Here is a 22061-nt window from a genome sequence, read left to right as displayed (position 1 = left end):
ATAATAAGAAAAAGAGGTAGCAATGACAGGTCCAAATCACTAATCCCTTGTCATTTGTAAGGTATATGCCTGCTTGACTATAACATACTACTTAAGAATTGCAAACGCAAAGAACGCTCTTTAATATGTGATTCAGCAGAAGGCGGAAGACTTTTTGCATTGTGAAATTCCAAACATATGCATCCATTCCGCCCTTTTCTGAATACTCTGATTTTTTACTTATCAGCGAGCAAACATTTCATCCTTAGCAAAAGCTCCTGTTTCCTTTAGTCCTCAATCAGTTTTCTGCCTGATAAACCAGTAGTTGAAATCAAACCGATAATAGCCAGGAACATCTGGAAAAGCAACCCTATCTGAAATGCCTCGGTCCGACTCAAAGAATATGCTTCCATTACTTCTGCCCGTAGTTGAGGATCAGCACCTAGCTTATCTAATTCGGCTTTTAGCTGAGTATTCGAGACAAGCTCAACACTGGTTTTCAAAGCTTCATTTATTTCAGCCTTATATTCCTGTGGGATATCCTCGCTTTCCGCAATGCTAAACTGCAGACCGAAGATCAACGAGCTCAACATAACAGTACCCACCAGAGCCACACCTATGGAGTTACCTAACTGTTCGAAGGTACCGTTGAGGCCTGCTGCTTCAGGGGTGTCCTTATCATTTACAGATGAGAAGATAAGATTCACCACCTGAGAAGAAGTTAATCCGTATCCTATACCAAAAATCACTCCAAGACCCAAATCCGACGGCTGCACATCCGGTGTGACCGTCCAGACTACTATTCCCAAACCGATGATAACGAGCAAAAAACCAACCTGGATAATGCGTTTTACCGCAAAACGTTTAGCAAGCCTGGCTCCGACTATAGCAGATATCAGAACTGCTAACGAGAAAGGAACAAGGGCAATTCCCGTCTCTATGGCAGTATACTCGAAGGTCAATTGCAGAAGCAGCGGATATGTAAAAATAAAGGCTGCAACAATTGCCATCTGCAAACCCCTGACAATATAGGCTGGTGTGAGGCCTGGTATGTTGAAAAGAGAGGGTTTGAACAGGCCATCTTTTCCTTTCTTTTCCCGCCTGTTTTCCCATTTGAAGAGTAATATGAGCAGTATAATACCCAACCCAACCAGAATCGGTGTAATAGAAAGACCAAATGGAGCTATCTCAAGTGACCCGATTACCAGTGGCTGCTTTGCAAGCCAGAATCCATATTTCTGTCCCAGTAATATTCCGAGAACTACCGAAAATAAACCCAGAATTGAAAGTATGGCACCTATGAAATCAAATTTTGGCTTTATTGAAGCAAGTATATCGGTCTTTATATAGCCACTGAGAAGCAGCACAATAATTACTATTACTACTTCAAGCAGGAAAGCCCAACGCCAGCTATGGAAAGTCGTCAGGTAGCCACCTGCTATAGGGCCAACTGCTGCTCCTACAGCAGTGGTAGCACTTATGATACTAAAGGAAAAGGCCACGTCTCCTTTCTTATATTCATCTTTCAGGAGAGTAGAAATGTTAGGTACCATTAAGGCACCCCCTATGCCTTCGATTATGGACCAGCCCACGATCAGAGTAGTCAGATCCTCACTTATAGCAGCTATAAAAGTGCCGATACCAAAGAGAGCCGTACCGATCAGAAAAGTCTTTTTCTTGCCTATTACCTCTCCGAGTTTACCTCCGATGAGTATGAAGGATGCCATGACCAGAGAGTAAAGTGATATTGCTCCCTGTACACCACTCACCGTTGTGTTCAAATCTTTAACCAAAGCAGATATTGATACATTCATTATTGTCGTGTCAATGATTATGATGAACATTGACATTGAAAGAATGATCAGCACCATCCATTTCTTAATCATAAAACTTAACCTCTCCCGGTAAGCTTGTACAGAAGCAAAGACATAAACCTGAATTAACCACCATTTCTACATCTAAAAACTAAAACAAGATACAAAACCTACCCTGAAATCCCAAAACATGGTTTGTACTCCGGAAGATTATAGTTTGCGGCGCATTGTTACCTAAATTATTGGGTATTTTTGTTATACCCAAAAGATGCATGGGTTTCGATTACAGCCACAAACCCTGATTTATTAATCTTCAACCAGTTTCCTGTCCGACAACCCAACTGTGGATATCAGCCCTATCAGACCTAGGAAGATCAGGAAAACTATCCCTACCTGGAAAGCCTGAGTTCGATTCAAAGAATATATTTCCATAATATCCTCCTGCAGTTCTTCATCGGCACCTGCTTCTTCCAACCCGGCCTCTAACTGGCTATTCGAAACCAATTGCACACTACTCTCCACAGCCGCAATCAATTCTGATTTGTCTTCCTCCGGAATATCAGTGCTTTCCTCAATACTTACCTGTAATCCGGTCATCAATGTAGCAAGCATTATAGTGCCCACCAGAGCCACACCTATGGAGTTGCCGAGCTGCTCGAAAGTACCGTTTAGGCCCGAGGTCTCAGGTGTGTCCTTCTCATCCACCGACGAGAAAACAAGATTCAATATCTGAGAGGCAATCAGACCCAGGCCCAGACCGAACACTACTCCATAGGCCAGATCTGATGGCTGCACATCAGGTGTGACTGTCCAGACCACGATTCCGAGGCCAAGGATAACAAGTACGAATCCTGCCTGGATGATACGTTTTGCTATGAACCGGGCCGTCAGTTTGGCTCCTATTATAGCAGCCACGAGCAAAGCTATCGAAAAGGGGAGAAGAGCAATCCCCGTTTCCATTGCAGTGAACTCAAAGGTTAGCTGTAGCAGCAGCGGGAATGTAAAAAGGAAAGCTGCGGTAATAGCCATCTGCAGGCTACGGACAATGAATCCCGGAGTAAGTCCCGGCACATTGAAAAGTGTGGGTTTGAACAGGCCATCCTCTCCGGCCTCCTCCAATCGCTTTTCCCATCTGAAAAGCAGCATTATCAATAATAATCCAAATCCGATAAGGAAAGGAGTAATGGAAAGTCCGAAAGGAGCAATTTCAAAAGGCCCGATCACAAAAGGTTGTTTGGCCACCCAGAATCCGTAAACCTGTCCCAGCAAAATTCCCAGGACAATGGAGAACAGACCCAGAACTGAAAAGAATGCACCTACAAAGTCAAACTTTGGCTTCTTTGCCGGAAGCACATCAGCCTTTATGTTTGTACTGAGCAAAAGAACAGCGATTACTACCAGCACTTCGAGCAGGAAAGCCCAGCGCCAGGTATGAAATGTCGTCAGATAACCGCCAACAATAGGGCCCACGGCTGCTCCTACTGCACCAATGGCACTGACTATACTGTAGGCAAAAGCCAGATCTTTGCCCTCGTATTCATCTCTTAGCAGGGTCTGGATGTTAGGTAGCATGAGAGCTGATCCTAGGCCCTCTATAAAGGACCAGCCAATAAGCAACATACCCAGGTTCTGGCTTCTTGAAGCTGTGAAAGTGCCTATTCCGAAAAGAATAGTACCAATCATAAAGGTCCTTTTCTTACCCAGAATATCCCCAAGCTTACCACCTATAAGTATAAACGATGCCATTACAAGAGCATAAATTGAGATAGCACCCTGGATACCGCTCACAGTGGTGTTTAGGTCTTCAACTAAAGCTGATATTGATACATTCATTATCGTTGTGTCTATGACTATGATGAACATCGCCATTGCAAGGGTGATCAGCACCAACCATTTCTTAATCATAACTAATCCTTCTCTTATGGCCTGCACCAGAGCAAAGCTGAATCAATAACCCTGTTTCCTTTTGAATCAAGCCTAAAAACCAAATCCCAATACCCATGACTTGTTTGTATCCTGTGGTTTTAGGCTTTTTGACACATTATTACTTATCGTATTAATGTCCAAAGTTTGTGATTGATCATCCCTATGCAGTCGTCAGTCGTTCATTTTGTCCTTCATCGGAAATGCAACTAAGTCCGACAAAAATTACCAAGAGAAGTAAAATGAGAACCAGACCTGTAGTTAAACCTGAGTTCATTCAGGAAATCTATTTTCCACCAATTATGACCGTTTTTTGTTGGTCTCCGCTGATCTTAATGTTACAGGAAACCCTTTTATGAGCTATTTACATCGAATGACTGCTCGATCGTTCCCAAAGGTGTATCAAAATACACCACTCCTTCGACACTCCACACAACCTCACGAGTCAGCAGGGTACTTATAACAGCAGCAGTTACTGATGTCGGTTGCCCTACAAAGTTCGTTGATGTACTTCTTCTTTCGTTGGGCGGAATCTCGACCGGTTCTTCAAAGCTCCCGCTACCAATGCGTACATCGTTCGCATAGACAGTATAGTCCATCCTCTCAAGCCTGGCGGTAACGTCATTGGGATTATAGATGTTCAGGGTTATGTTCAGATCGATTTTCTCCGTGCTGATACCGTTTACCTCGATACCACTTAGCGAGATATCAGTATTTTTTAAGGCTTCAGCCTGTTCTTTCCTTGTCTCAAAGCTTAGGACCACAATTAATGCCAATATAAGAAGAACAACTACCCCCACAACTATCCAAAGTTTCCTCATAGTGATCTCCCAAGATAAGTTCCCGAACTCCTTACCATAAAAAAGATTTATTAGCCTACGTTAAAACCCATTAGGAAACTTTGATTAGTAATCCCTGCAAAACCTTGATACTTCAGGAATTATCATCTTACCAGGAATGATCAGAACAGTCTTAATTTAAACAAACTGATGCTATAGACCTTCACATTTTTATTCCAGGCATGACTTTTAATCGGGTAGATATCATGAGAACTATTGACTGGAATGACGAATCAAATTCAATTATAATGATAGACCAGACACTCCTCCCTGTGGATTACAAAGTCATCGAGTGTAAAACACTTGCCTCTCTCTGCGAGGCAATCAAGTCCCTGCGTGTCAGAGGTGCGCCTGCCCTCGGAGCTGCCGGAGCATTTGGTATCGCTCTTGCAGCAACCCTGAGCAGTGCTGATGATATGGATGGTCTTACAAAGGATCTGAAAGTTGCGGCAAATACCATCAAGGCCACACGCCCGACAGCAGTCAACCTTGGATGGGGTGTGGACAGGGTAATCGATGCAATTTCGGATGCATACGACCTTGACAGTATAAAGGATATCGTGCTGGCCGAAGCAAAAAACATCGCAGATGAGGATGTTGAAACGAATAGAAAACTGGGAAAATACGGTGCCAAACTGCTTGATGATGGTGACACGGTCATGACACATTGCAATGCAGGGAAGATGGCCTGTGTTGACTGGGGAACCGCACTTGGTGTAATACGCTCAGCCGTAGAGGAAGGAAAGGAGATCAAAGTCATTGCATGTGAAACAAGACCCCTGAACCAGGGTGGAAGGATCACCACGTGGGAACTCATGCAGGACAACATAGATGTAACACTTATAGCCGATTCCATGTCAGGCCATGTAATGAGCAAGGGTATGGTTGACAAGGTCATCGTAGGCGCCGACAGGATTACAGGAGATGCTGTCTTCAATAAAATAGGGACCTATACCCACTCGGTACTTGCAAAAGAACATGAAATACCATTCTACGTAGCTGCTCCCATATCCACTCTTGATCCTGAAAACTGGGAGGATACTGTTACCATCGAGGAGAGAGATTCCGATGAGTTGCGTTTCTTCAAGGATGTGCAGATAGCACCTGCTGATGTGAAGGTATACAACCCGGCATTCGATGCGACACCTATGGAGAATGTGACTGCTGTGATAACGGAAAAAGGTGTTTTTTATCCACCGTTCTTGCTGGACGAAATAATTGTATGAGAGCACAATCTTTTAAACGATTAGTTACATGAAGGACAATAAATAACAACAAAAACATCATTAATACTGCTAGTAACATTTACACGGAGATAACATGACAAAAAAGAAATCAAGCGGCGCCGGGCTGATGTCATCTGCAGGTCTTATGCGCTATTATGAGGCTGACAAAAAAGCGATACACATAGATCCGAAAACTGTCATAATCGTAGGCGCAGTAGCCGGCCTTGGAATACTTATACTGAATGCTCAATTCGGAATGTGGCCAATTTCCTGATTGACAAGATACTTTCCTTTTTAAAATTCTTTTTTCATCCAGAAGGATGAGCTTTTAAAAAGATTAACTGGAGCTTAGCTTCCGCGCATTTCTTTGATCTTGGAAGATATCTTCCTGGAAAGGACTGTCTTGGGCTCATTATTATCTATAAGTACCCTGCCCTTTGACTCCCACCAGGACTTCGGATAAGCTTTATCGGCTTCTATCTCCGGGTTCAGACCCAACTTTTCAGCTGCGAGGCCAATCTCTTTAATGGTAGGCTCAGTTACGGATGTCTTTCGTGAAATGATACGCCCTTTACTTCTTGACTTGGTCCTGTCGATATAAACAGGCCAGATAACAAGCTTTCCCTTGTCCTTCATCATCATGGGGCATAGATTGGAATTCATTCAATTTAAATTTGTTTGGGGAAAAACGGACTGAAGTTTTGATACCGGTAAATCTTAAGTATTTAAAGTACCGCTTTAGGAGCATGATAGATATCCCACAACAGATACCAGTTGAAAAAGAGGTAGAGGAATTCATCAAAGAAGCCACCAGGGATTTCAGGCTGTGTACATCATGTGCAGGACCGGTCATTTATCCCATAGAGTACAGCACTCCAAAGGATACGGACCTCAGGATCGAGATAGGGAACAATACATTATATGTTTCCAGAGTTCAGGCAAGATACCTGCGGCAGATTGACATGAGAATGCTTGAAAAGTACCGCAGGGTACTTGAAAGAGAGGCTAGAAATCATCATCAAGAGATTCATTGATCTTTCGCAGAACATCTGCGATAAGTAATTGGACCTCGGTTGCATGCTCCTCAGGAATCTCACTGCCTTCGGTGTCCATCAATTTTTTGATATCAGTAACGATACTGTGAATGACAGAGATCATCTCCTCCTGTGTGATCAAGCCGGCATAGTATGCATAGAAAAATGTAGTTCCACTGCGCTGGACCTTTTTCTTGAAAGAAGCACGTGCATTTGAAACTTCCTGCCTGGAATAAGTTTCATCCATAAAAGGAACAAGTTCCGGAAGCTTTTCACCAATCCAGGTCATCTCTGACTGGTTTGAAAGATTCTTGAAATCCGCACACAATCTTGCAGTGACCCACTCACGCGCAGTAAGATGAGTAGTCTCCTTGAGGAAGCGTGTTACTTCTGAATAGCTCTTATTGTCCATTTTCTTGAATTTGCGATATTTGTTCATGCTAATCTTCCATGAGGATTATCTTTGACATGTATTGCAGCCATTACATTACAAGAGAAGCAAATCCAAATATTTAATAATAGCGCAGCCTTACCCTATAATGATGAAAATACTGATACCCACCGACGGTTCGGTATACTCCGAAAATGCTGCCAGGGTTGCAGCCGGGATTGCAATGAAGCATGACTATCACCTGATATTGCTTCATGTTGTGGACGACAAAGGACTTGCCAGGAAGACATGGCGCAAAGAGGGCGCTGAGAGTGTGCTTCATGAAGTGAGGGATATTCTACTTGAAATGGGATGCAAGAAAGAACATATAGAGATAATTATTAAGGACGGCAGTGCTCCGGAAAAGATCGTGGAAGTCTCCAATAAGCTAAATGCAGACCGGATTGTCATGGGTACGCATGGAAAAAGCGGAATAAAGAAATTAATGGGTACAGTTACTGAAAAAGTGCTTCAGATATCCGATGTACTGGTGCTGGTGGTACCGCCAAACTACAAGTTACCTTAATGATACTTTATTTATTATTCAGAACCGCATCCGATAGCGTTACCTTACCTTTTGCAACGTCCTCCATAGAAAATACTTCCATGTTAAAGATGCCTTTGTAACCTTTTATTTCTTTCAGGACAGTATAGTCAATTATGCCATCTCCCGGAGCCATGTGCTCATCACCATCGTAATTTTCCGACCAGACTCCCATATTGTCATGCACATGCACATGTACTATATAAGGAGCCAGTGTACGTGCAAACTCACGCAGTTTACCCATGTCTCCACCACATGTTAGATTGGCATGTCCTATATCGAGGGTAGCACCCAGGTAGTCGGAATTCACGTCTTCTACGGCCATTATCAATTCTTCGACTTCGGTGCAGAGATTCCCGGGATCAGTCCCTTCCTTATTTTCAAGACCAAGCATAACATCATATTCAGATGCGGTTTGTGCAAGTGACTTAAGATTGTCTACCATTTTGGAAAATGACTTATCATGATCTCCATTTATCCTTCCCGGATGCAGCACTACAGCCCTGGATTCAAGCCTGCCTGCAAGCTCAATGGATTCCCTGATAAGCCTGAAAGACCTGTCATCCATTTTCGCAGTGTCTACTACAACATCCTTGGGATATGTAGGAACATCTGCAAAATAAGGTGCATGCAGTGAAGTATGAACGTCAAGTGTGGATAGTTCATCAAGAATGCTATCCAATAACCCTTGCTGGAGTTCTGAATTTTTGTAAATGCCCAGTTTTGGCATGTAAAGTTCAACTGACTGCACTTCGGATGCAATCTCGGGCAGACTGCCGGCAAAGGATGAGGCACCTAGTATCATGTATAGGACTGAGATAAGTTCGACATAATATACTTTTGGTTTGCTTCACCAAAATGCTTATCTTAATTAAAGAGTACCAGCAAACGATGAAACTTTACGTACCGCACGTGGGACACATGGAAGGACTGGAGGACCTGTTATCCGGCTCTGAAGACATCTATGCAGTATACATGGCAGGAACTCCCGACTATGTGGGAACCGGAAGGACAAACCTGAGTGCACCTGGGCTAGAGGAAATACGGGAACAGACAGAGTATGCACACGATAAAGGTGTGAAGATGGAGATAGTACTCAATAGCTCGTGCATGGGCGGTCAGCATCTCACACCCCAAGGCTTCAATAAGATTAACTGGTACTTTGACAGGCTCAACGATATCGGTATAGATTCGATAACGATTGCAGAGCCATATTTTGTGGAAATGCTGACAAAAGACTATGATATGGAAGTAGTTGTATCCGTCCTTTCCTTTGTTGATTCTCCTCAGAAGGCCGAGTTCTATGAGGAACTGGGTGCGGATACCATCGTTGTGGACCCGGTTGTAAACAGGGATTTCACAAGACTGGAAGCCATCAAAGACTCAGTTTCATGTGACCTTAAACTACTGGTGAACGAAGGTTGTCTTTATCAGTGTCCTTTCAGATATGCACATTTCAATTTCTTTTCACATGCCAATGGTCCGGGCCCAAAATTGAACGTGCTTGACGATTATTATTACTACAAGTGTTTGTCACTAAGGATAAATGATCCTCAGCAACTGATCAAATCACCGTGGATACGACCCGAGGATCTTAAGGATTACGAGCATATCACGGACACCTTCAAGATAGGCGGAAGAACTCATTTCACTAACTGGATACTGAACAATGTCCGTGCATATACTGACAGAAGTTACGACGGAAACCTGATGGATCTGCTGGATTGTCCCAGGGACATAAGAGACCTGTTCTTCATACCGAACAAAGAGCTTGAGGGTTCTCTTAATCAATGGAAAAAATGCAGCAAAGTATGTTCTAAATGTGGTTACTGCAAAAGGCTCACTGAAAAAATCGTGCAGGTTTATTCTCTCGATGGTATGCAACAGACACTTCAACCCCTGAACAATACGGATGGAACAATATGACTGTAATAGAAAAACTCGCAAAGAACCGGAACGGTCTGGAAAATAAATTGCGAAACCTGCTTGCAAAACCTGTTTTTCTCATAGAGGCAGATGCTTTTGCCCTGCCCTGCGGATGTTGTGGTATAACGGTAAATACACGTGGAATCCAGGTAGATGATCTGGAGATATTCGAGGAGCATATCACAGAATACCTGAAAGAAGCATCTTTTGAACTGGATATCGAACCATCTTTTCTTTTTGCGAGGCTTGTACCCGGTACATCCGAACTGGCATCTCTTAATTCACGTGTACTCTGCAACCGTTGTTATATGGACTTCTCAAAGGGAAGCGGGAAGAGACCAAGACCGGACATATATATACTGAAACTTGATCGCAGGGAATGAATATAACCATTTCCTTTTTGAACAAAATATATTTAGAAATATATTTTAATTTTTTCTTCTGATATGCCTTATACTGGAAAATTAAGGCTTTTTATTCTCTCTCATTCGAAAGGTTTAATAAGTATTTAATATAATGTAAACCACCTGACGTTAGTCTACGCCATATCAATTATGATAAAAAACATCGAATCGAAAAGCGATTATTATAATTTTGGCACGATTTACGCGCATATAATAAAAAAGGAGGAAATGTGAATGGAACCGCTCACAGGCATGGGCGTAATGGCACTTATCGGAGCAGCTGCAACTATTGCAGGGGCATCTGAAGACCTCGAATCAGATATAGGGTCTCAGAGTAACCCAAACTCCCAGGTGCAATTAGCGCCCCAGATGATGTATCCACACAGGATATATAACAAAGCCGTATCTGGTGAACCACCATCAAACGCACTTATGTGTGCAATCGGTGGTACCATCGCTTCAGTTCTGATGGGCACCGGTGCATCCGTTGTTCTTGCATTGACAATTGGAGCTATTCTTGCAGCAGCAGTACATGGCACCTATTCAGTATCATCTTATTTCGGCAGATCGGCAAGTCAGAAACGTTTCAAACAACCAATTTATCTTGACATTTTAAGATCACACACTCCAGTTATTATGGGATATGCATTCATCACAACTTTCTGTATACTTGTGGTATCATATCTTATGATAGCTGTTCTAGGACACCCGTTCTCACTGCCACTACTGGCATTCATTTGGGGAATCACTGTTGGTGCGATAGGATCATCCACTGGTGATGTTCACTATGGTGCAGAACGTGAATTCCAGAATGTAGAATTCGGATCCGGACTCAACGCTGCAAACTCAGGTAACATCGTGAGAAAAGCAGAATCCGGAATCAGGAACGGTATTGACAATTCATGGTTCTGTGCCAAGTTTGGTGGACCGGTCACAGGAATTGCTTTTGGTATGACAGTATTCCTCAGCGGATGGATTACCGTGGTATTCGATGCCACTATGGGTAATGCAGTCGGCTGGGCATCAGTTATTGCAGGAGTAATTATCGTACTGGTACTCATAATCTGGAACAGGAACATTGAAGTCGCCGCCCGCAATGCATATGGTCCATATAAACAAGACGAAGAAGCAGAGGTGGCAGCTTGATAGATATAGTCGGAATTTTAATAGCTAACATTTTGCATATAATACTTATCACACTTGGTGGAGTGCTTATTTCCTGGAGCGTTCACTTCGTTCCAGTAGGTGGTGCTCCAGCAGCTATGGCACAGGCAACAGGTATCGGAACAGGTACTGTTCAGCTTGCAGCTGGTGCTGGTCTTACAGGACTGGTCACTGCCGGTGCAATGATGAATGCTACAGACAGCATGGCACTTGTTCTTGCATCCGGTGCCGTAGGTGCCATGATAATGATATCGGTCACAATGATCGTAGGACAGTTGGTATACGTTTATGGTGTCGGTTGTCCACCAGCATCAGCAAAAGTCAAGTACGACCCAATAACAAAAGACAGGCAGGATCTTTACGTATCCCAAGGTACTGAAGGACATGCACTACCAACAGTATCCTTCGTAAGTGGTGTCATTGGTGGCGCACTTGGTGGATTGGGTGGAGCTCTTATATATTATACTCTACTCAGCATCAATAACGGACTTAGCACTTACGCTTTTGTAGGAATTGCAAGTATTTTCGCAGTTGGTATCTTCTTCGTCAATGCGGTAATCCCTTCATACAACATCGGCGGAACCATAGAAGGTTTCCATGATCCTAAGTTCAAGAAATTCCCAAAAGCTGTAATAGCATCCCTTATTGCAACATTCTTCTCAGCGATTATGGGCGTACTTGCCATAGGAGGTCTCTGAGATGTCAGCAGGAGGAGCTGGAGGAGAAGCCCATGGAGGAATCCCCCAGAACAATATAATAGCCTTTGGACTAATAGGTGGACTTGTTTTAATATACGCTGCTTTTTTCCTTGGTGACGCGTTAGGAGGATACATGTCCTTCCTTGGTAACGTATCAGGAATAAACGAGTTAAAGGAGGTGGCCCCTAAAGCGTCAGAAGGATACATGTCCTTCCTTGGTGGCCTTGCTGCCATTTGCGGTATCGTATGGGGTGCTGCAGCAGTTAGAAGAGTTGCAAGCTACGGTCTTGGTACAGGTGTACCTTCCATAGGTATGCTCGCACTCGGTATGGGTGTTGTAGCCTCTACATTCGGACTTGCAGTCGGTGGCATAGCAGGACCCATAGTTGCAGTGATCTCTGCAGCTATCATCGGACTTATAGTCGGTGTCCTTGCAAACAAAGTACTCAACATGGGTATACCCATCATGGAACAGTCCATGACAGAGATTGCTACAGCCGGTACCATCACTATCATTGGCCTCAGTACTGCCATGATTGGAACATTCATGTTCGATGAGGTACTTATCGGAGTCATCTCAACCGGATACATAGCAGTTATTTTCATTGCAGGCGGTCTTGCAATTCTGCACCCCTTCAATGCAAACCTCGGTCCCGATGAGACACAGGATCGTACACTTGCAACCGGTTTTGAGAAGGGTGCTATCGCAATGATTATTGCAGGAATTGTAGCAACCGTTAACGAAGGTGCATCAGGAACCCTTACAATCCTTATAGGATTGGCAATCTGGTACATCGCCTTTGCAGGATTCTATAAGCGTGTGAAAAGGGATGCATTCCTGGTAACAGGTTCAGGGCTCTTGCCTTCTAAGGAGGAATTGGAATGAGCATGATTCATGTAGCACCGGAAGCACATCTTGTACTGGATCCGCTTACCTCATTGCTCGCAGCAGAAAGAGAGGATATCATTGCTTATTCAATGGATCCGATCATGGAACAGCTTGACGAACTTGATAAAATAGCAGATGATCTTGTAAACTCTCTGGCACCTGACAAGCCGCTACTCAACTCATTCCCGGGACGTGAGAACGCCTCACAGAGTGCAGGTTTCTATGGAAACGCATTCTACGGCATAATTGTCGGTCTGGGAGTTGCAGGACTGATGCTTCTGGTAATGGGCGCATTAGGAGTGATGTAAGATGGCAACAAAGAGAGATGCAGCTCCTGGATGGCCAATACTCAAAGGAGAGTATGACGTTGGCGATATTCAGGACAGCGTAGCTGTTATTACATGTGGTTCACACCTTGCAGCCGGTCCTCAACTTGAAGCCGGCGCAGCAATTACAGGACCATGTAAAACAGAAAACCTCGGTATTGAGAAAGTCGTTGCACACATCATATCGAATCCGAATATCAGATACTTCATAGTTACCGGAGCTGAAGTTAAAGGACATATTACCGGAGAGGCATTCATAGCCCTTCACCAGAACGGTGTAAAAGATAACAGGATTATCGGTGCAACCGGTGCCATTCCGTATATTGAGAACCTCAACGATGAAGCTATCAAGAGATATCAGGATCAGGTAGAAATCATCGATTTAATCGGCACGGAAGATATGGATGCCATCGTTGCCAAGATCAAAGAATACGCATCTAAAGACACAGATGCCTTTGATGATGAGCCACTGGTCATTGAAGTAGGCGAAGGTGACGGTGAAGAAGGCGCAGAGGCCGGCGGACTCAAACCAATGGCTGCAGAGCTGGCAACCGTAAGAAGCAGGATACTTGAAATCAACAAGGAACTGATGTATATCGGTAACCTGAACAAGTTCCATTCAGGAATACATGCAGGCAAGGTCGAAGGAATAATGATAGGTCTTACTATCACCCTAACAGTGCTTGGAATGTTATTGTTCGGAGGTAACTGACATGGCAGAAGAAGAATATGGAAAAGGAGTTCCGATGGTGATCGAACCATCCATGGGACCCATTGAAGCCGTGGTAGAAGATATCCGTTACAGGGCTCAACTTATTGCAAGGAACCAGAAGCTTGATTCAGGAGTATCTGCAACCGGCATAAGCGGTTTTGTTGCAGGGTTTGTCTTCGTCATACTGATGGTAGTCATACTCCCGATGTTCATCTGGAGCGTGATATAAAATGAGTGAACAGGACAAAGTACCAAGCGTCGTCGTAGACCCTGCAGATTTCAACGAAGTACTTGACAAACTCAACAATATAGATGAGAAAATCGAGTTCGTAAACAGTGAAGTTGCTCAGCGCATTGGTAAAAAGGTAGGAAGAGACATAGGAATTCTTTACGGAGCAGTAGCTGGAATTATCATATTCCTGTTATACCTTATGTTCCTTGCACCTATGCTTAGTATCTAAAAAGAGGTTATTCATATGTTCAGATTTGATAAGAAACAAGAAGTATTCGATGTAGGCGGGGTCAAATTCGGTGGCCAGCCAGGAGAATACCCAACAGTACTCATAGGAACGATGTTCTACAACAGGCACAAGATCGTGACTGATGAGGACAAAGGTGTCTTTGATGTAGAAGCTGCAAACAAACTCTGGCAGAGCATCGTTGATATGGGAGAGGTCACAGGTAACCCCTATGTGAACCAGATCGTCGGTGAAACTCCAGAAGCAATCAAAAAGTATATCGACTGGTTTATTGAACTTGATGAGAAAACACCATTCCTCATTGACTCATCTGCAGGTGAAGTTCGTGCAGCTGCAGCAGAATATGTCACAGAGATCGGTGTAGCTGACAGAGCTATCTACAACTCAATCAATGCAAGTGTCCACGCAGACGAGATCGAAGCTATAAGAGACAGTGATATTGATGCTTCCATTGTACTCGCATTCAATGCAACAGACCCAAGCGTAAAGGGCAAGCTCGAAATTCTTGAAACCGGCGGTACCGGACAGGAAAAAGGTATGCTTGAAATCGCAAAGGAATGTGGAATCACAAAGCCATTGATCGATGTAGCAGCAACCCCACTGGGCGCAGGTTCCGGTGCATCCATGAGAGCAGTAATTGCTATCAAGGGACACCTTGGACTGCCTGTTGGCGGTGGATACCACAACATGGCATCTGCATGGGACTGGATGAAAGCATACAAAAAGCAGTTCGAGACAAAAGCAGAGAGGCAGGCAATCTACATGCCAGCTGATATCGGAACAAACCTTGTACCACAGATACTCGGATCAAACTTCCAGCTCTTCGGACCTATCGAGAACACTGACAAAGTATTCCCTGCAACAGCAATGGTTGACATTATGCTTGCAGAGACTGCAAAAGAACTTGGTCTCGAAGTTCAGGACGAGAACCACCCAATCAACAAGCTGGTTTAAACAAACCAGCCCTCTTTTTCTTTTTATTCCATTAAACAGTTACATGAAATGCTCTTACAGAACATATCAGTCATTTGGAAAATTAGTATAATAGAATCCAGGGGTGAACCCACTCCCCAACCTGCTTATAGTAAAAGCAATACTGAAAATGTTTTTTTGTATTGCATACATACAACACAGTTAAAATATAAAAGTATTTTTGAGCAAATTAAAATCTACAATTGAAAATATATCATCTTGATTTATAATTCAGTACATATTGTAAGCTCCCAGGAAAAACAATTAAACCAGAAAAATGTATTTCCCTGCATGACCGAAGTGATGTTGCTGTGGGACAAAACCCTGCTGTTTGAAAAACTATTCCTCGAACATGACATAAAGTGCCAGAGAATAGCCCCTGAAAATCTTGGAACACCTTTTTTACCGCCATGCAAATGCCTGATGGTCCCGACAGGTTTTGCCAACCCTGCATACACAAAAATTCTGAGTGGAATCGAGCGCAGCAGGAAAAAACTTGAAAAATTTGTAGAAAATGGAGGAATCCTGGTAATATTCGGGCCAATGGTCAGCGAATATGACTATCCCTGGCTACCCACAAAGCTTCGGTATGTGCAAAAGCAAATGTCTGCAAAAGCCTTCAGGAAAGGTGAACACAATGCCCAGTGTCTTGTGGACAATCCCGAAGCAGAAATAGAGTTTGATGGCTATTTCTCAGATGCTGAAGGGGAGGTACTGTTCAAGGATGAGAACGGAAATGCTCTTATGGTCATCAAAGAACTCGGTGAAGGAATGATCATCGCAACAACAATACATGAATTCCCTTCAGGAAACTTCCTGAAGTGGGTAGTTCAAAGCGCAAAAAAATCAAAGATATAAACTGGAATCCTGATATGTGAAAACGATCTATGCATAACCTGCCTTTGAACTCTCATCCTGCATAAGAATAGCAAGGACCAGGTACAAAAGTCCGCCAACCCAGATACCTGTAAGCAATGTGAATATTACAAAAGCGATCCTTATCATGGATGATTTTACCTCGAAGTACTGGGCCATTTCGCCACAAACTCCCGCAATCATACAATCTTCATGACTCCTTGAGAGTTTCCTTGAATGATACATCTGGTCCCTGTCTTTTAATTTATAATAGTACCAGGCATTTGCTACCAGCAGGCCAAGGATAATTCCGAGGCCGGTTTTATCAGTGATAGCACCTAACAGAAGACCAACAATAAAACCCCAGAGAAGATAAGTCCCATAATCGGGATTTCCCTGATCATCCTTATCCAGAAAACCACTTCCTCAGATGCTTAAATCGTCGTCACTTCTTGAACTGAGAATGCAACCTTTCGATCTCATCCGAAGCATCCGGCAGTTTGAGAACAAATAGCCCGAAACAGGGTTTTATATACTGGAAGAATATCTCATCTCCCTTTACACCTATAGGAATAGAATCGCCACTTAGGAGCACTCCACGTATTGTATAACCTCCCGGTACATGATACACTTCGTCGGAGTTTTCTCTGATAAGTGCCTCACATTGGGCAGGTGTGCCTCCTTTTAGGAGAATTTCAAAAGGAAGATCGCTAATACAGACCATGGTTAGTTGTCCTTTATTTGTTAAACAATTACAAGGTCTGAAACCTTTATACCACTTTCCACGATCTTTCCGACAATCTTACCACCTGTCATCTCAGCCGCCTTTGCAGCTTGCTCGGGAGGGAGGATAATAACGAAACCCATGCCCATATTGAATGTACGGTACATTTCCAGGTCATCAACATTGCCTTCATCCTGGAGGAACTTGAAGATAGCATTCGGTTCAAGAGGATCGTAGAAATCAAATCCAAGTTCGGTCACACGCTTAAGTTTCAAAAGGCCACTGCCGGTTATATGTGCAAGCCCATGTACATCACATTCCCTGATAACATCAAGGACCTCCATATATATACGGGTGGGTATGAGTAGTTCATCCCCAATGGTCGTAGAAGTATCCAGAGGGAAAGGATCATGATAAGAAAAGGATGATTGCTCTATGATATTTCTTACCAGAGTGTAACCATTGCTGTGAACACCAGCCGCAGGAATACCTACAATTGCATCCCCTACGCTAACTTTCTCACCTGTGATAATGTTTTCTTTTCTGACCATTCCAAGACAGGTGCCTGCAAGGTCAAAACCTTTAATGATGTCAGGAAGTGTTGCAGTTTCACCTCCTACGATGGACATCCGGGAAATCTCTGCACCCTTTCTCAGCCCTTCACCGATCTGGGCGGCGAATTCTTCATCATGTTTCTCAAGGGCCAGATAATCTACAAAGGATATGGGCTCGGCACCAATTGCCAGCAGATCATTTACATTCATTGCAATACAATCGATCCCGACAGTGTTCCAGCGCCTCATCTCATTTGCTATAAGAACCTTGGAGCCTACACCATCTGTTGCCAGCGCAAGAGCATATTCCCCGAAGTCTATGAGACCTGCATAATGTCCGATGCCTGTCAATGGTGCACCAAGACCCGTACGTTCGTAGCTCATACCTTTTGTAAGAGCCTTGATGGTAGTTTCCTCTTCCTCGATGTCAACTCCTGATTCCGCATAGGTGAGATGTTTATCTTTCATTGTGATCCCTGCATTACTGATCCAGTTCGAATTCCCCGTGTAGTATCCTGACAGCTTCAATTGATTGGGTAGTGCTCACAACAAAGGAGATGTTGTGTTGTGAAGAACCCTGACTGATCATTATGACATTAATATCTGCATTTCCAAGGGCATAAAATACCTTACCGGAAACTCCTGGAATTCCATCCATCCCGGCACCCACCACAGCAACAACACACACATCCCTGTCGTATGCAACCTCACCAACTACATTGTTGCTGAACTCAGACCTTATTGCAGCAACTGCCTGCTCAAGATGTTCCTCATTGACAATAAGAGTCATATTAGCTTCAGAAGAGCCCTGGCTGATCATAATGATGTTGACCCCGGCACTCGCAAGTACAGAAAAAACCCTTGCGGCAGTACCTATAGCACCAACCATGCCCGCACCTGAAATATTGATAAGGGCAACCTTGGATATCAGGGTTACAGCCTTTACTACATCTTCTATCTGGTTCTGTTCGGCCACAATCAATGTGCCTTCGAAATCAGGCTCAAAGGTATTCTTCACGCGCACAGGTATCTTGTGTGTGATAGCAGGCTCAATTGTCCTGGGATGCAGAACCTTTGCACCGAAATAAGACAATTCCATGGCCTCAATATAGGATATCTGAGGAATCGACCTTGCCTCCGGTACGATTTTGGGATCGGTGGTCATTATGCCATGAACCTCCTTCCACAACCAGATCTCATCAGCCTTCACTGCAGCACCGAGAATCGATGCGGAGAAATCTGAGCCACTACGTCCAAGAGTCGTGATAATCTCCTGCCGGTTCTGGGCTATGAAGCCGGTAACAACTGAGATGCTTTTTCCCAGTTGAGGAGTCATTTTCTCGTATATTCGGGAATAACTCTCCTCAAGAGGTTTAGCGTTACCATAATTTGAATCTGTGATAATTCCTGCCTCTCCACCTGTAAAAGATCTTGAGTTGATCCCCAGGGAGCAGATGGAACAACTGACAATCGGAGCTGCAAGGCGTTCGCCATAAGATGATATGTAGTCGATGGAGCGTGGGGTCAATTCTCCCAGGTAGCAGATACCTATGAGAGCCTTCTCAAGTTCATCAACACGCTTATCGATAGATTCTATGCATTCAGACCTCAGGTCGTCATTATCAACTGCAACATGAATAGCATCGTAATGTTTCTTAGTCAGATCGGCTATAAACTCTTTAACATGGGATACTTTACCACTTACGGATACTTCATTTGCCGTGTTCAGTAAGCCGTCCGTTACACCGCCAAGTGCCGATGTTACAACAATAAGCTCATCACCATTTTCATGATAGCGCTTCAGGAGCTCAGCCACATGCCGGATCTTCTCTCCGTTGGCAACGGATGTGCCGCCGAATTTCATTACGATTCTCATATTTAACCACGTTTAGTTTGTCTGCTAATTTCGTCTATAAACAGTAAAGACTAATATAAAGATTATGAGTAAAGCCCGTAGCCCTAAATGGTTAATAATACGGGTTTACATGAATTTCCTGAAAAACCAGATAAATATAATGAATACACCAATAGTTACAATGAGAGAAAGCGCATTTGATACATCCGAAGGCAAAGATGGAACAGGTAACTTCGAAGAAACATTTGTAGAACTGTTATCTTTTTCAAAACCTTCTGCTGCCGAACTTGCAAATTCCACAATTGATTCCGTAATATTGTCTTTTATGTTAACAGATACAGAGAATTCTTCAGAATAATAAGAGGCATCATCGTCGTCATCAATTGTCATCAAAGTTGCTTTGTGAATGCCAGCATCAAGTTCCCCGGTTACCGCCTTGTAAGTTCCAGGACTTACCTGATTCCTGCTATCCATAACTTCTCCGTCAATCAGGATACGAACCTCAGAATAGGATTCATCTAGATAATAATTGATAATAGCAACACGCCCGGCCTTCAATCCGCCATCGACCGGAGATTCAACATCTATATCAATACTTTCAGGAACACCAGTATTACCGGATACCGTATCCTGTTGCAACAACACGTGATTGAGAAAAACCGTAATTCCTTCATCAGTCTCAAAAAAACCTTTTACATTTGCAAGGAAGATGGTCTGGGGTCCCGTATCAGAGTAAACAGAATAATGAAAGTATTCCCCTTCCTCAACTTTATCCTCTTTTAGCAATTTGCCATTTAGCCGAAGTTCCAGGGATAATTCATCATCATCCACATCAGTAGCTTCAATAGTATAAAGACCAGCCAGTTCGAGTTCATCACCTTTTTTCAGTGAATAGCTTTTATCCAGGATCAGATAATCATCAACATCTTCTACCGGATCAAGATATTGCTCGATATAAATGGTGGAATACAATTTCCCATCCGAGTTCTTAACAGACCCCTCGGGAGTTATCCTCAGTATGAAATAGTCGATCTCTGTTTCATCATCCTCATCTTCATCTACTATTACAGAACGGATGTATTCCAGAGAATCATCTTCTTTTGCAAAATTATCATCAAGCTCAATCTCTTCTCCGTTCAGGTACAAGCTGATCCAGACATCACCGCTCTTGCTATTCATATCAAGAACCCTAAGAGAATATCCCTGCTCCAGGAATATCTCGTCCCTGACACTTACATCAGGTTCCGAATAGTGTATCATTGTCTTTGTCTCTAAGCCTGCAACGGGAGAGACACACAGGAAAACTACACAGATGCATATAATTACAAAATGTATATATTTCATCGAAACCTCACATCATAGAACCGGATAAAAACGGCGTAATGATATCTTACTTTGCAGGCATATTACTATCTTATGGTTTTTATTGATTACTATAAATATAGGTGAAAATAATGAAATATGTAGTACTCATAGGAGATGGGATGGCAGATGAGCCACTTGAAGAAATCGAGGGCATGACGGTTCTTCAGAAAGCCAATACACCCAATATGGATTATATCACCGCAAACGGCCGTGCAGGACTTGCAAGGACGGTGCCCGAAGGCTTCCCTCCCGGCAGCGATGTTGCCAATATGTCCATTATAGGTTATGATCCAGAAAAGTACTACTCAGGCAGGGCACCCCTTGAAGCTGCAAGCATGGGAGTCGAACTTGAAAAGGATGACGTTGCTTTCCGATGCAACCTTATTACGATCAAAGATGATATTATCGCGGACTACAGTTCCGGGCACATCACCAGTGAAGAAGCAAGGGAACTTATCGAAAGTATCGACTCTGAACTTGGTGATAACAGGTTCACTTTCTACCCGGGAATCAGCTACCGCCACCTTATGATAGCAAAAAACAGCCTTGGAGCAAATACCGAATGTACTCCCCCTCACGATGTAATTGATGAGAACAGGTACGAGCATATGCCAATGGGTGAGGACAGTGAGATCATAAGCGAGCTAACAGAAAGATCCATGGAAGTGCTAAAAGATCATCCTGTAAATAAAAAAAGAATTGAGAACGGGAAGAACCCGGGCAATTCAATCTGGTTATGGGGACAGGGATTTGCGCCTGCGTTTGTTCCGTTCAATGAGCTCTATGGACTTGAAGGTGCCATAATCTCGGCAGTCGACCTTGTTAAGGGAATAGGAATCTACGCAGGACTCGATGTGATTGAGGTTCCCGGAGCTACAGGATATCTTGATACCAATTATCTGGGTAAAGCGGAATATGCTATTGAAGCCCTCAAAGATCACGATTTTGTCTTCATTCATGTGGAAGCACCGGATGAGGCAGGCCACATGGGAGATATGAAAGCAAAGATACAGGCCATTGAGGATTTCGATGAAAAGGTCGTGGGAACCGTTCTTAAGAGTGCCATTGATATGGCAGAGGATGTAACAATAATGGTATTGCCTGACCATCCCACCCCTGTTGCACTCAGGACTCATACTTCCGTACCCATACCTTTTGCTATTTATTCTACAACAGAAGAGGAGCCGGATGCTGCTGAGACCTTCGATGAGGAATCGGTTAAGAAAGGGTCCTTCGGTACGGTCTATGCTGCTGACCTGATTAGTATACTGATCGATCCTGCACGCAAGAATGTGGCATAATGAGAAATGTCACATACTTGAACCCTTTTTTCAAGCAGTCTCCTGATA

At 43.5% G+C, this 22061-nt stretch carries 27 protein-coding genes; 16 read left to right on the top strand and 11 right to left on the bottom strand.

Annotated elements, in window-relative coordinates:
* Positions 1–266 precede the first annotated feature (266 nt).
* The 3 genes from V7O62_RS11435 to V7O62_RS11425 form a co-directional block, all read right to left on the bottom strand.
* A complete protein-coding gene (locus V7O62_RS11435) occupies positions 267–1865 on the bottom strand; it encodes an MFS transporter (protein ID WP_406656457.1) in 1599 nt (532 codons plus the stop codon).
* 234 nt (positions 1866–2099) lie between these two features.
* Positions 2100–3698 carry an MFS transporter gene (locus V7O62_RS11430; protein ID WP_406656456.1) on the bottom strand — a complete coding sequence of 533 codons (1599 nt, stop codon included), beginning with the start codon at positions 3696–3698 and terminating at the stop codon, positions 2100–2102.
* Between the two features lie 371 nt (positions 3699–4069).
* Positions 4070–4537: an LEA type 2 family protein gene (locus V7O62_RS11425; RefSeq protein ID WP_406656454.1), complete on the bottom strand. Its 468-nt coding sequence runs from the start codon at positions 4535–4537 to the stop codon at positions 4070–4072.
* A gap of 224 nt (positions 4538–4761) precedes the next feature.
* On the opposite strand from V7O62_RS11425, the gene V7O62_RS11420 reads away from it, so the two are divergent.
* Both V7O62_RS11420 and V7O62_RS11415 read left to right on the top strand, forming a co-directional pair.
* Entirely contained in the window at positions 4762–5781 is a 1020-nt protein-coding gene (locus V7O62_RS11420; RefSeq protein WP_406656453.1) for an S-methyl-5-thioribose-1-phosphate isomerase, read from the top strand.
* A 94-nt stretch (positions 5782–5875) separates the two neighbouring features.
* Positions 5876–6055 (top strand): preprotein translocase subunit Sec61beta, encoded by a 180-nt coding sequence (locus V7O62_RS11415; RefSeq protein ID WP_406656452.1) that lies wholly within the window; start codon positions 5876–5878, stop codon positions 6053–6055.
* 74 nt (positions 6056–6129) lie between these two features.
* Here V7O62_RS11415 and V7O62_RS11410 read toward each other — a convergent pair whose 3' ends face one another.
* Complete coding sequence (locus V7O62_RS11410) at positions 6130–6417, bottom strand: signal recognition particle protein Srp19 (protein WP_406658292.1); 288 nt, start codon at positions 6415–6417, stop codon at positions 6130–6132.
* A 110-nt stretch (positions 6418–6527) separates the two neighbouring features.
* Here V7O62_RS11410 and V7O62_RS11405 point away from each other — a divergent pair, with 110 nt between their 5' ends.
* A complete protein-coding gene (locus V7O62_RS11405; protein WP_406656451.1) occupies positions 6528–6815 on the top strand; it encodes a hypothetical protein in 288 nt (95 codons plus the stop codon).
* Here the strand turns inward: V7O62_RS11405 and V7O62_RS11400 are convergent.
* Positions 6787–7254, bottom strand: a complete 468-nt coding sequence (locus V7O62_RS11400) for a DUF5806 family protein (protein WP_406656450.1) — start codon at positions 7252–7254, stop codon at positions 6787–6789. The genes V7O62_RS11405 and V7O62_RS11400 overlap by 29 nt on opposite strands.
* A 100-nt stretch (positions 7255–7354) precedes the next feature.
* Between V7O62_RS11400 and V7O62_RS11395 the strand changes: the two genes are divergently transcribed.
* The gene (locus V7O62_RS11395; protein ID WP_406656449.1) at positions 7355–7771 is read left to right on the top strand and encodes a universal stress protein; all 417 of its coding nucleotides are present in this window, start codon (positions 7355–7357) and stop codon (positions 7769–7771) included.
* 7 nt (positions 7772–7778) lie between these two features.
* On the opposite strand, the gene V7O62_RS11390 is transcribed toward V7O62_RS11395, so the two are convergent.
* Positions 7779–8594 carry a sugar phosphate isomerase/epimerase family protein gene (locus V7O62_RS11390; RefSeq protein ID WP_406656448.1) on the bottom strand — a complete coding sequence of 272 codons (816 nt, stop codon included), beginning with the start codon at positions 8592–8594 and terminating at the stop codon, positions 7779–7781.
* Positions 8595–8680: 86 nt separating this feature from the next.
* Between V7O62_RS11390 and V7O62_RS11385 the strand changes: the two genes are divergently transcribed.
* From V7O62_RS11385 to V7O62_RS11335, 11 genes are all read left to right on the top strand, one after another.
* The gene (locus V7O62_RS11385) at positions 8681–9715 is read left to right on the top strand and encodes a U32 family peptidase (RefSeq protein WP_406656447.1); all 1035 of its coding nucleotides are present in this window, start codon (positions 8681–8683) and stop codon (positions 9713–9715) included.
* The gene (locus V7O62_RS11380) at positions 9712–10098 is read left to right on the top strand and encodes a DUF5402 family protein (RefSeq protein WP_406656446.1); all 387 of its coding nucleotides are present in this window, start codon (positions 9712–9714) and stop codon (positions 10096–10098) included. The genes V7O62_RS11385 and V7O62_RS11380 overlap by 4 nt, the downstream gene beginning before the upstream one ends.
* Before the next feature lie 255 nt (positions 10099–10353).
* On the top strand, positions 10354–11265 hold the full coding sequence (mtrE, locus tag V7O62_RS11375) for a tetrahydromethanopterin S-methyltransferase subunit E (protein ID WP_406656445.1): 912 nt from the start codon (positions 10354–10356) through the stop codon (positions 11263–11265).
* Between the two features lie 5 nt (positions 11266–11270).
* Complete coding sequence (mtrD, locus tag V7O62_RS11370; RefSeq protein WP_406658291.1) at positions 11271–11981, top strand: tetrahydromethanopterin S-methyltransferase subunit D; 711 nt, start codon at positions 11271–11273, stop codon at positions 11979–11981.
* Between the two features lies 1 nt (position 11982).
* A complete protein-coding gene (gene mtrC / locus V7O62_RS11365) occupies positions 11983–12867 on the top strand; it encodes a tetrahydromethanopterin S-methyltransferase subunit MtrC (RefSeq protein ID WP_406656444.1) in 885 nt (294 codons plus the stop codon).
* Complete coding sequence (locus tag V7O62_RS11360; RefSeq protein WP_406656443.1) at positions 12864–13178, top strand: tetrahydromethanopterin S-methyltransferase subunit B; 315 nt, start codon at positions 12864–12866, stop codon at positions 13176–13178. The genes mtrC and V7O62_RS11360 overlap by 4 nt, the downstream gene beginning before the upstream one ends.
* A gap of 1 nt (position 13179) precedes the next feature.
* Complete coding sequence (mtrA, locus tag V7O62_RS11355; RefSeq protein ID WP_406656442.1) at positions 13180–13908, top strand: tetrahydromethanopterin S-methyltransferase subunit A; 729 nt, start codon at positions 13180–13182, stop codon at positions 13906–13908.
* Position 13909: 1 nt separating this feature from the next.
* The gene (locus V7O62_RS11350) at positions 13910–14137 is read left to right on the top strand and encodes a tetrahydromethanopterin S-methyltransferase subunit F (RefSeq protein ID WP_406656441.1); all 228 of its coding nucleotides are present in this window, start codon (positions 13910–13912) and stop codon (positions 14135–14137) included.
* A 1-nt stretch (position 14138) separates the two neighbouring features.
* Positions 14139–14369, top strand: coding sequence for a tetrahydromethanopterin S-methyltransferase subunit MtrG (gene mtrG, locus V7O62_RS11345; protein ID WP_406656440.1), 231 nt, complete (start codon positions 14139–14141; stop codon positions 14367–14369).
* Between the two features lie 15 nt (positions 14370–14384).
* Complete coding sequence (mtrH, locus tag V7O62_RS11340) at positions 14385–15341, top strand: tetrahydromethanopterin S-methyltransferase subunit H (protein WP_406656439.1); 957 nt, start codon at positions 14385–14387, stop codon at positions 15339–15341.
* A 309-nt stretch (positions 15342–15650) separates the two neighbouring features.
* Positions 15651–16217, top strand: coding sequence for a hypothetical protein (locus V7O62_RS11335; RefSeq protein WP_406656438.1), 567 nt, complete (start codon positions 15651–15653; stop codon positions 16215–16217).
* A gap of 27 nt (positions 16218–16244) precedes the next feature.
* Here the strand turns inward: V7O62_RS11335 and V7O62_RS11330 are convergent, their stop codons facing one another.
* The 5 genes from V7O62_RS11330 to V7O62_RS11310 all read right to left on the bottom strand — a co-directional run bounded on the left by V7O62_RS11330 (position 16245) and on the right by V7O62_RS11310 (position 20691).
* Complete coding sequence (locus tag V7O62_RS11330; protein WP_406656437.1) at positions 16245–16460, bottom strand: PspC domain-containing protein; 216 nt, start codon at positions 16458–16460, stop codon at positions 16245–16247.
* A gap of 199 nt (positions 16461–16659) precedes the next feature.
* On the bottom strand, positions 16660–16938 hold the full coding sequence (locus tag V7O62_RS11325) for a DUF1894 domain-containing protein (protein WP_406656436.1): 279 nt from the start codon (positions 16936–16938) through the stop codon (positions 16660–16662).
* Between the two features lie 20 nt (positions 16939–16958).
* Complete coding sequence (gene purM, locus V7O62_RS11320; RefSeq protein WP_406656435.1) at positions 16959–17960, bottom strand: phosphoribosylformylglycinamidine cyclo-ligase; 1002 nt, start codon at positions 17958–17960, stop codon at positions 16959–16961.
* A 13-nt stretch (positions 17961–17973) separates the two neighbouring features.
* Entirely contained in the window at positions 17974–19368 is a 1395-nt protein-coding gene (locus V7O62_RS11315) for an aspartate kinase (RefSeq protein WP_406656434.1), read from the bottom strand.
* Positions 19369–19473: 105 nt separating this feature from the next.
* The gene (locus V7O62_RS11310) at positions 19474–20691 is read right to left on the bottom strand and encodes a hypothetical protein (protein WP_406656433.1); all 1218 of its coding nucleotides are present in this window, start codon (positions 20689–20691) and stop codon (positions 19474–19476) included.
* 110 nt (positions 20692–20801) lie between these two features.
* Between V7O62_RS11310 and V7O62_RS11305 the strand changes: the two genes are divergently transcribed.
* Complete coding sequence (locus V7O62_RS11305; protein ID WP_406656432.1) at positions 20802–22013, top strand: cofactor-independent phosphoglycerate mutase; 1212 nt, start codon at positions 20802–20804, stop codon at positions 22011–22013.
* Positions 22014–22061 lie beyond the last annotated feature (48 nt).

It is taken from the genome of Methanolobus sp. ZRKC2 (assembly GCF_045291185.1).
Taxonomy (GTDB): domain Archaea; phylum Halobacteriota; class Methanosarcinia; order Methanosarcinales; family Methanosarcinaceae; genus Methanolobus.
This window is presented reverse-complemented; position numbering and strand designations above follow the sequence as displayed.

What these genes read in the sequence shown, in the direction of transcription:
- V7O62_RS11310 (WP_406656433.1), bottom strand. Translation starts at nt 20,691, where the DNA reads ATGAAATATATACATTTTGTAATTATATGCATCTGTGTAGTTTTCCTG.
- V7O62_RS11430 (WP_406656456.1), bottom strand. Translation starts at nt 3,698, where the DNA reads ATGATTAAGAAATGGTTGGTGCTGATCACCCTTGCAATGGCGATGTTC.
- V7O62_RS11400 (WP_406656450.1), bottom strand. Translation starts at nt 7,254, where the DNA reads ATGAACAAATATCGCAAATTCAAGAAAATGGACAATAAGAGCTATTCA.
- V7O62_RS11350 (WP_406656441.1), top strand. Translation starts at nt 13,910, where the DNA reads ATGGCAGAAGAAGAATATGGAAAAGGAGTTCCGATGGTGATCGAACCA.
- mtrG (WP_406656440.1), top strand. Translation starts at nt 14,139, where the DNA reads ATGAGTGAACAGGACAAAGTACCAAGCGTCGTCGTAGACCCTGCAGAT.
- V7O62_RS11390 (WP_406656448.1), bottom strand. Translation starts at nt 8,594, where the DNA reads ATGATACTAGGTGCCTCATCCTTTGCCGGCAGTCTGCCCGAGATTGCA.
- mtrC (WP_406656444.1), top strand. Translation starts at nt 11,983, where the DNA reads ATGTCAGCAGGAGGAGCTGGAGGAGAAGCCCATGGAGGAATCCCCCAG.
- V7O62_RS11385 (WP_406656447.1), top strand. Translation starts at nt 8,681, where the DNA reads ATGAAACTTTACGTACCGCACGTGGGACACATGGAAGGACTGGAGGAC.
- V7O62_RS11335 (WP_406656438.1), top strand. Translation starts at nt 15,651, where the DNA reads ATGACCGAAGTGATGTTGCTGTGGGACAAAACCCTGCTGTTTGAAAAA.
- V7O62_RS11425 (WP_406656454.1), bottom strand. Translation starts at nt 4,537, where the DNA reads ATGAGGAAACTTTGGATAGTTGTGGGGGTAGTTGTTCTTCTTATATTG.
- V7O62_RS11330 (WP_406656437.1), bottom strand. Translation starts at nt 16,460, where the DNA reads ATGTATCATTCAAGGAAACTCTCAAGGAGTCATGAAGATTGTATGATT.
- V7O62_RS11380 (WP_406656446.1), top strand. Translation starts at nt 9,712, where the DNA reads ATGACTGTAATAGAAAAACTCGCAAAGAACCGGAACGGTCTGGAAAAT.
- V7O62_RS11315 (WP_406656434.1), bottom strand. Translation starts at nt 19,368, where the DNA reads ATGAGAATCGTAATGAAATTCGGCGGCACATCCGTTGCCAACGGAGAG.
- V7O62_RS11305 (WP_406656432.1), top strand. Translation starts at nt 20,802, where the DNA reads ATGAAATATGTAGTACTCATAGGAGATGGGATGGCAGATGAGCCACTT.
- V7O62_RS11360 (WP_406656443.1), top strand. Translation starts at nt 12,864, where the DNA reads ATGAGCATGATTCATGTAGCACCGGAAGCACATCTTGTACTGGATCCG.
- V7O62_RS11325 (WP_406656436.1), bottom strand. Translation starts at nt 16,938, where the DNA reads ATGGTCTGTATTAGCGATCTTCCTTTTGAAATTCTCCTAAAAGGAGGC.
- V7O62_RS11415 (WP_406656452.1), top strand. Translation starts at nt 5,876, where the DNA reads ATGACAAAAAAGAAATCAAGCGGCGCCGGGCTGATGTCATCTGCAGGT.
- mtrE (WP_406656445.1), top strand. Translation starts at nt 10,354, where the DNA reads ATGGAACCGCTCACAGGCATGGGCGTAATGGCACTTATCGGAGCAGCT.
- mtrA (WP_406656442.1), top strand. Translation starts at nt 13,180, where the DNA reads ATGGCAACAAAGAGAGATGCAGCTCCTGGATGGCCAATACTCAAAGGA.
- V7O62_RS11395 (WP_406656449.1), top strand. Translation starts at nt 7,355, where the DNA reads ATGATGAAAATACTGATACCCACCGACGGTTCGGTATACTCCGAAAAT.
- mtrH (WP_406656439.1), top strand. Translation starts at nt 14,385, where the DNA reads ATGTTCAGATTTGATAAGAAACAAGAAGTATTCGATGTAGGCGGGGTC.
- purM (WP_406656435.1), bottom strand. Translation starts at nt 17,960, where the DNA reads ATGAAAGATAAACATCTCACCTATGCGGAATCAGGAGTTGACATCGAG.
- V7O62_RS11410 (WP_406658292.1), bottom strand. Translation starts at nt 6,417, where the DNA reads ATGAAGGACAAGGGAAAGCTTGTTATCTGGCCTGTTTATATCGACAGG.
- V7O62_RS11435 (WP_406656457.1), bottom strand. Translation starts at nt 1,865, where the DNA reads ATGATTAAGAAATGGATGGTGCTGATCATTCTTTCAATGTCAATGTTC.
- V7O62_RS11420 (WP_406656453.1), top strand. Translation starts at nt 4,762, where the DNA reads ATGAGAACTATTGACTGGAATGACGAATCAAATTCAATTATAATGATA.
- V7O62_RS11405 (WP_406656451.1), top strand. Translation starts at nt 6,528, where the DNA reads ATGATAGATATCCCACAACAGATACCAGTTGAAAAAGAGGTAGAGGAA.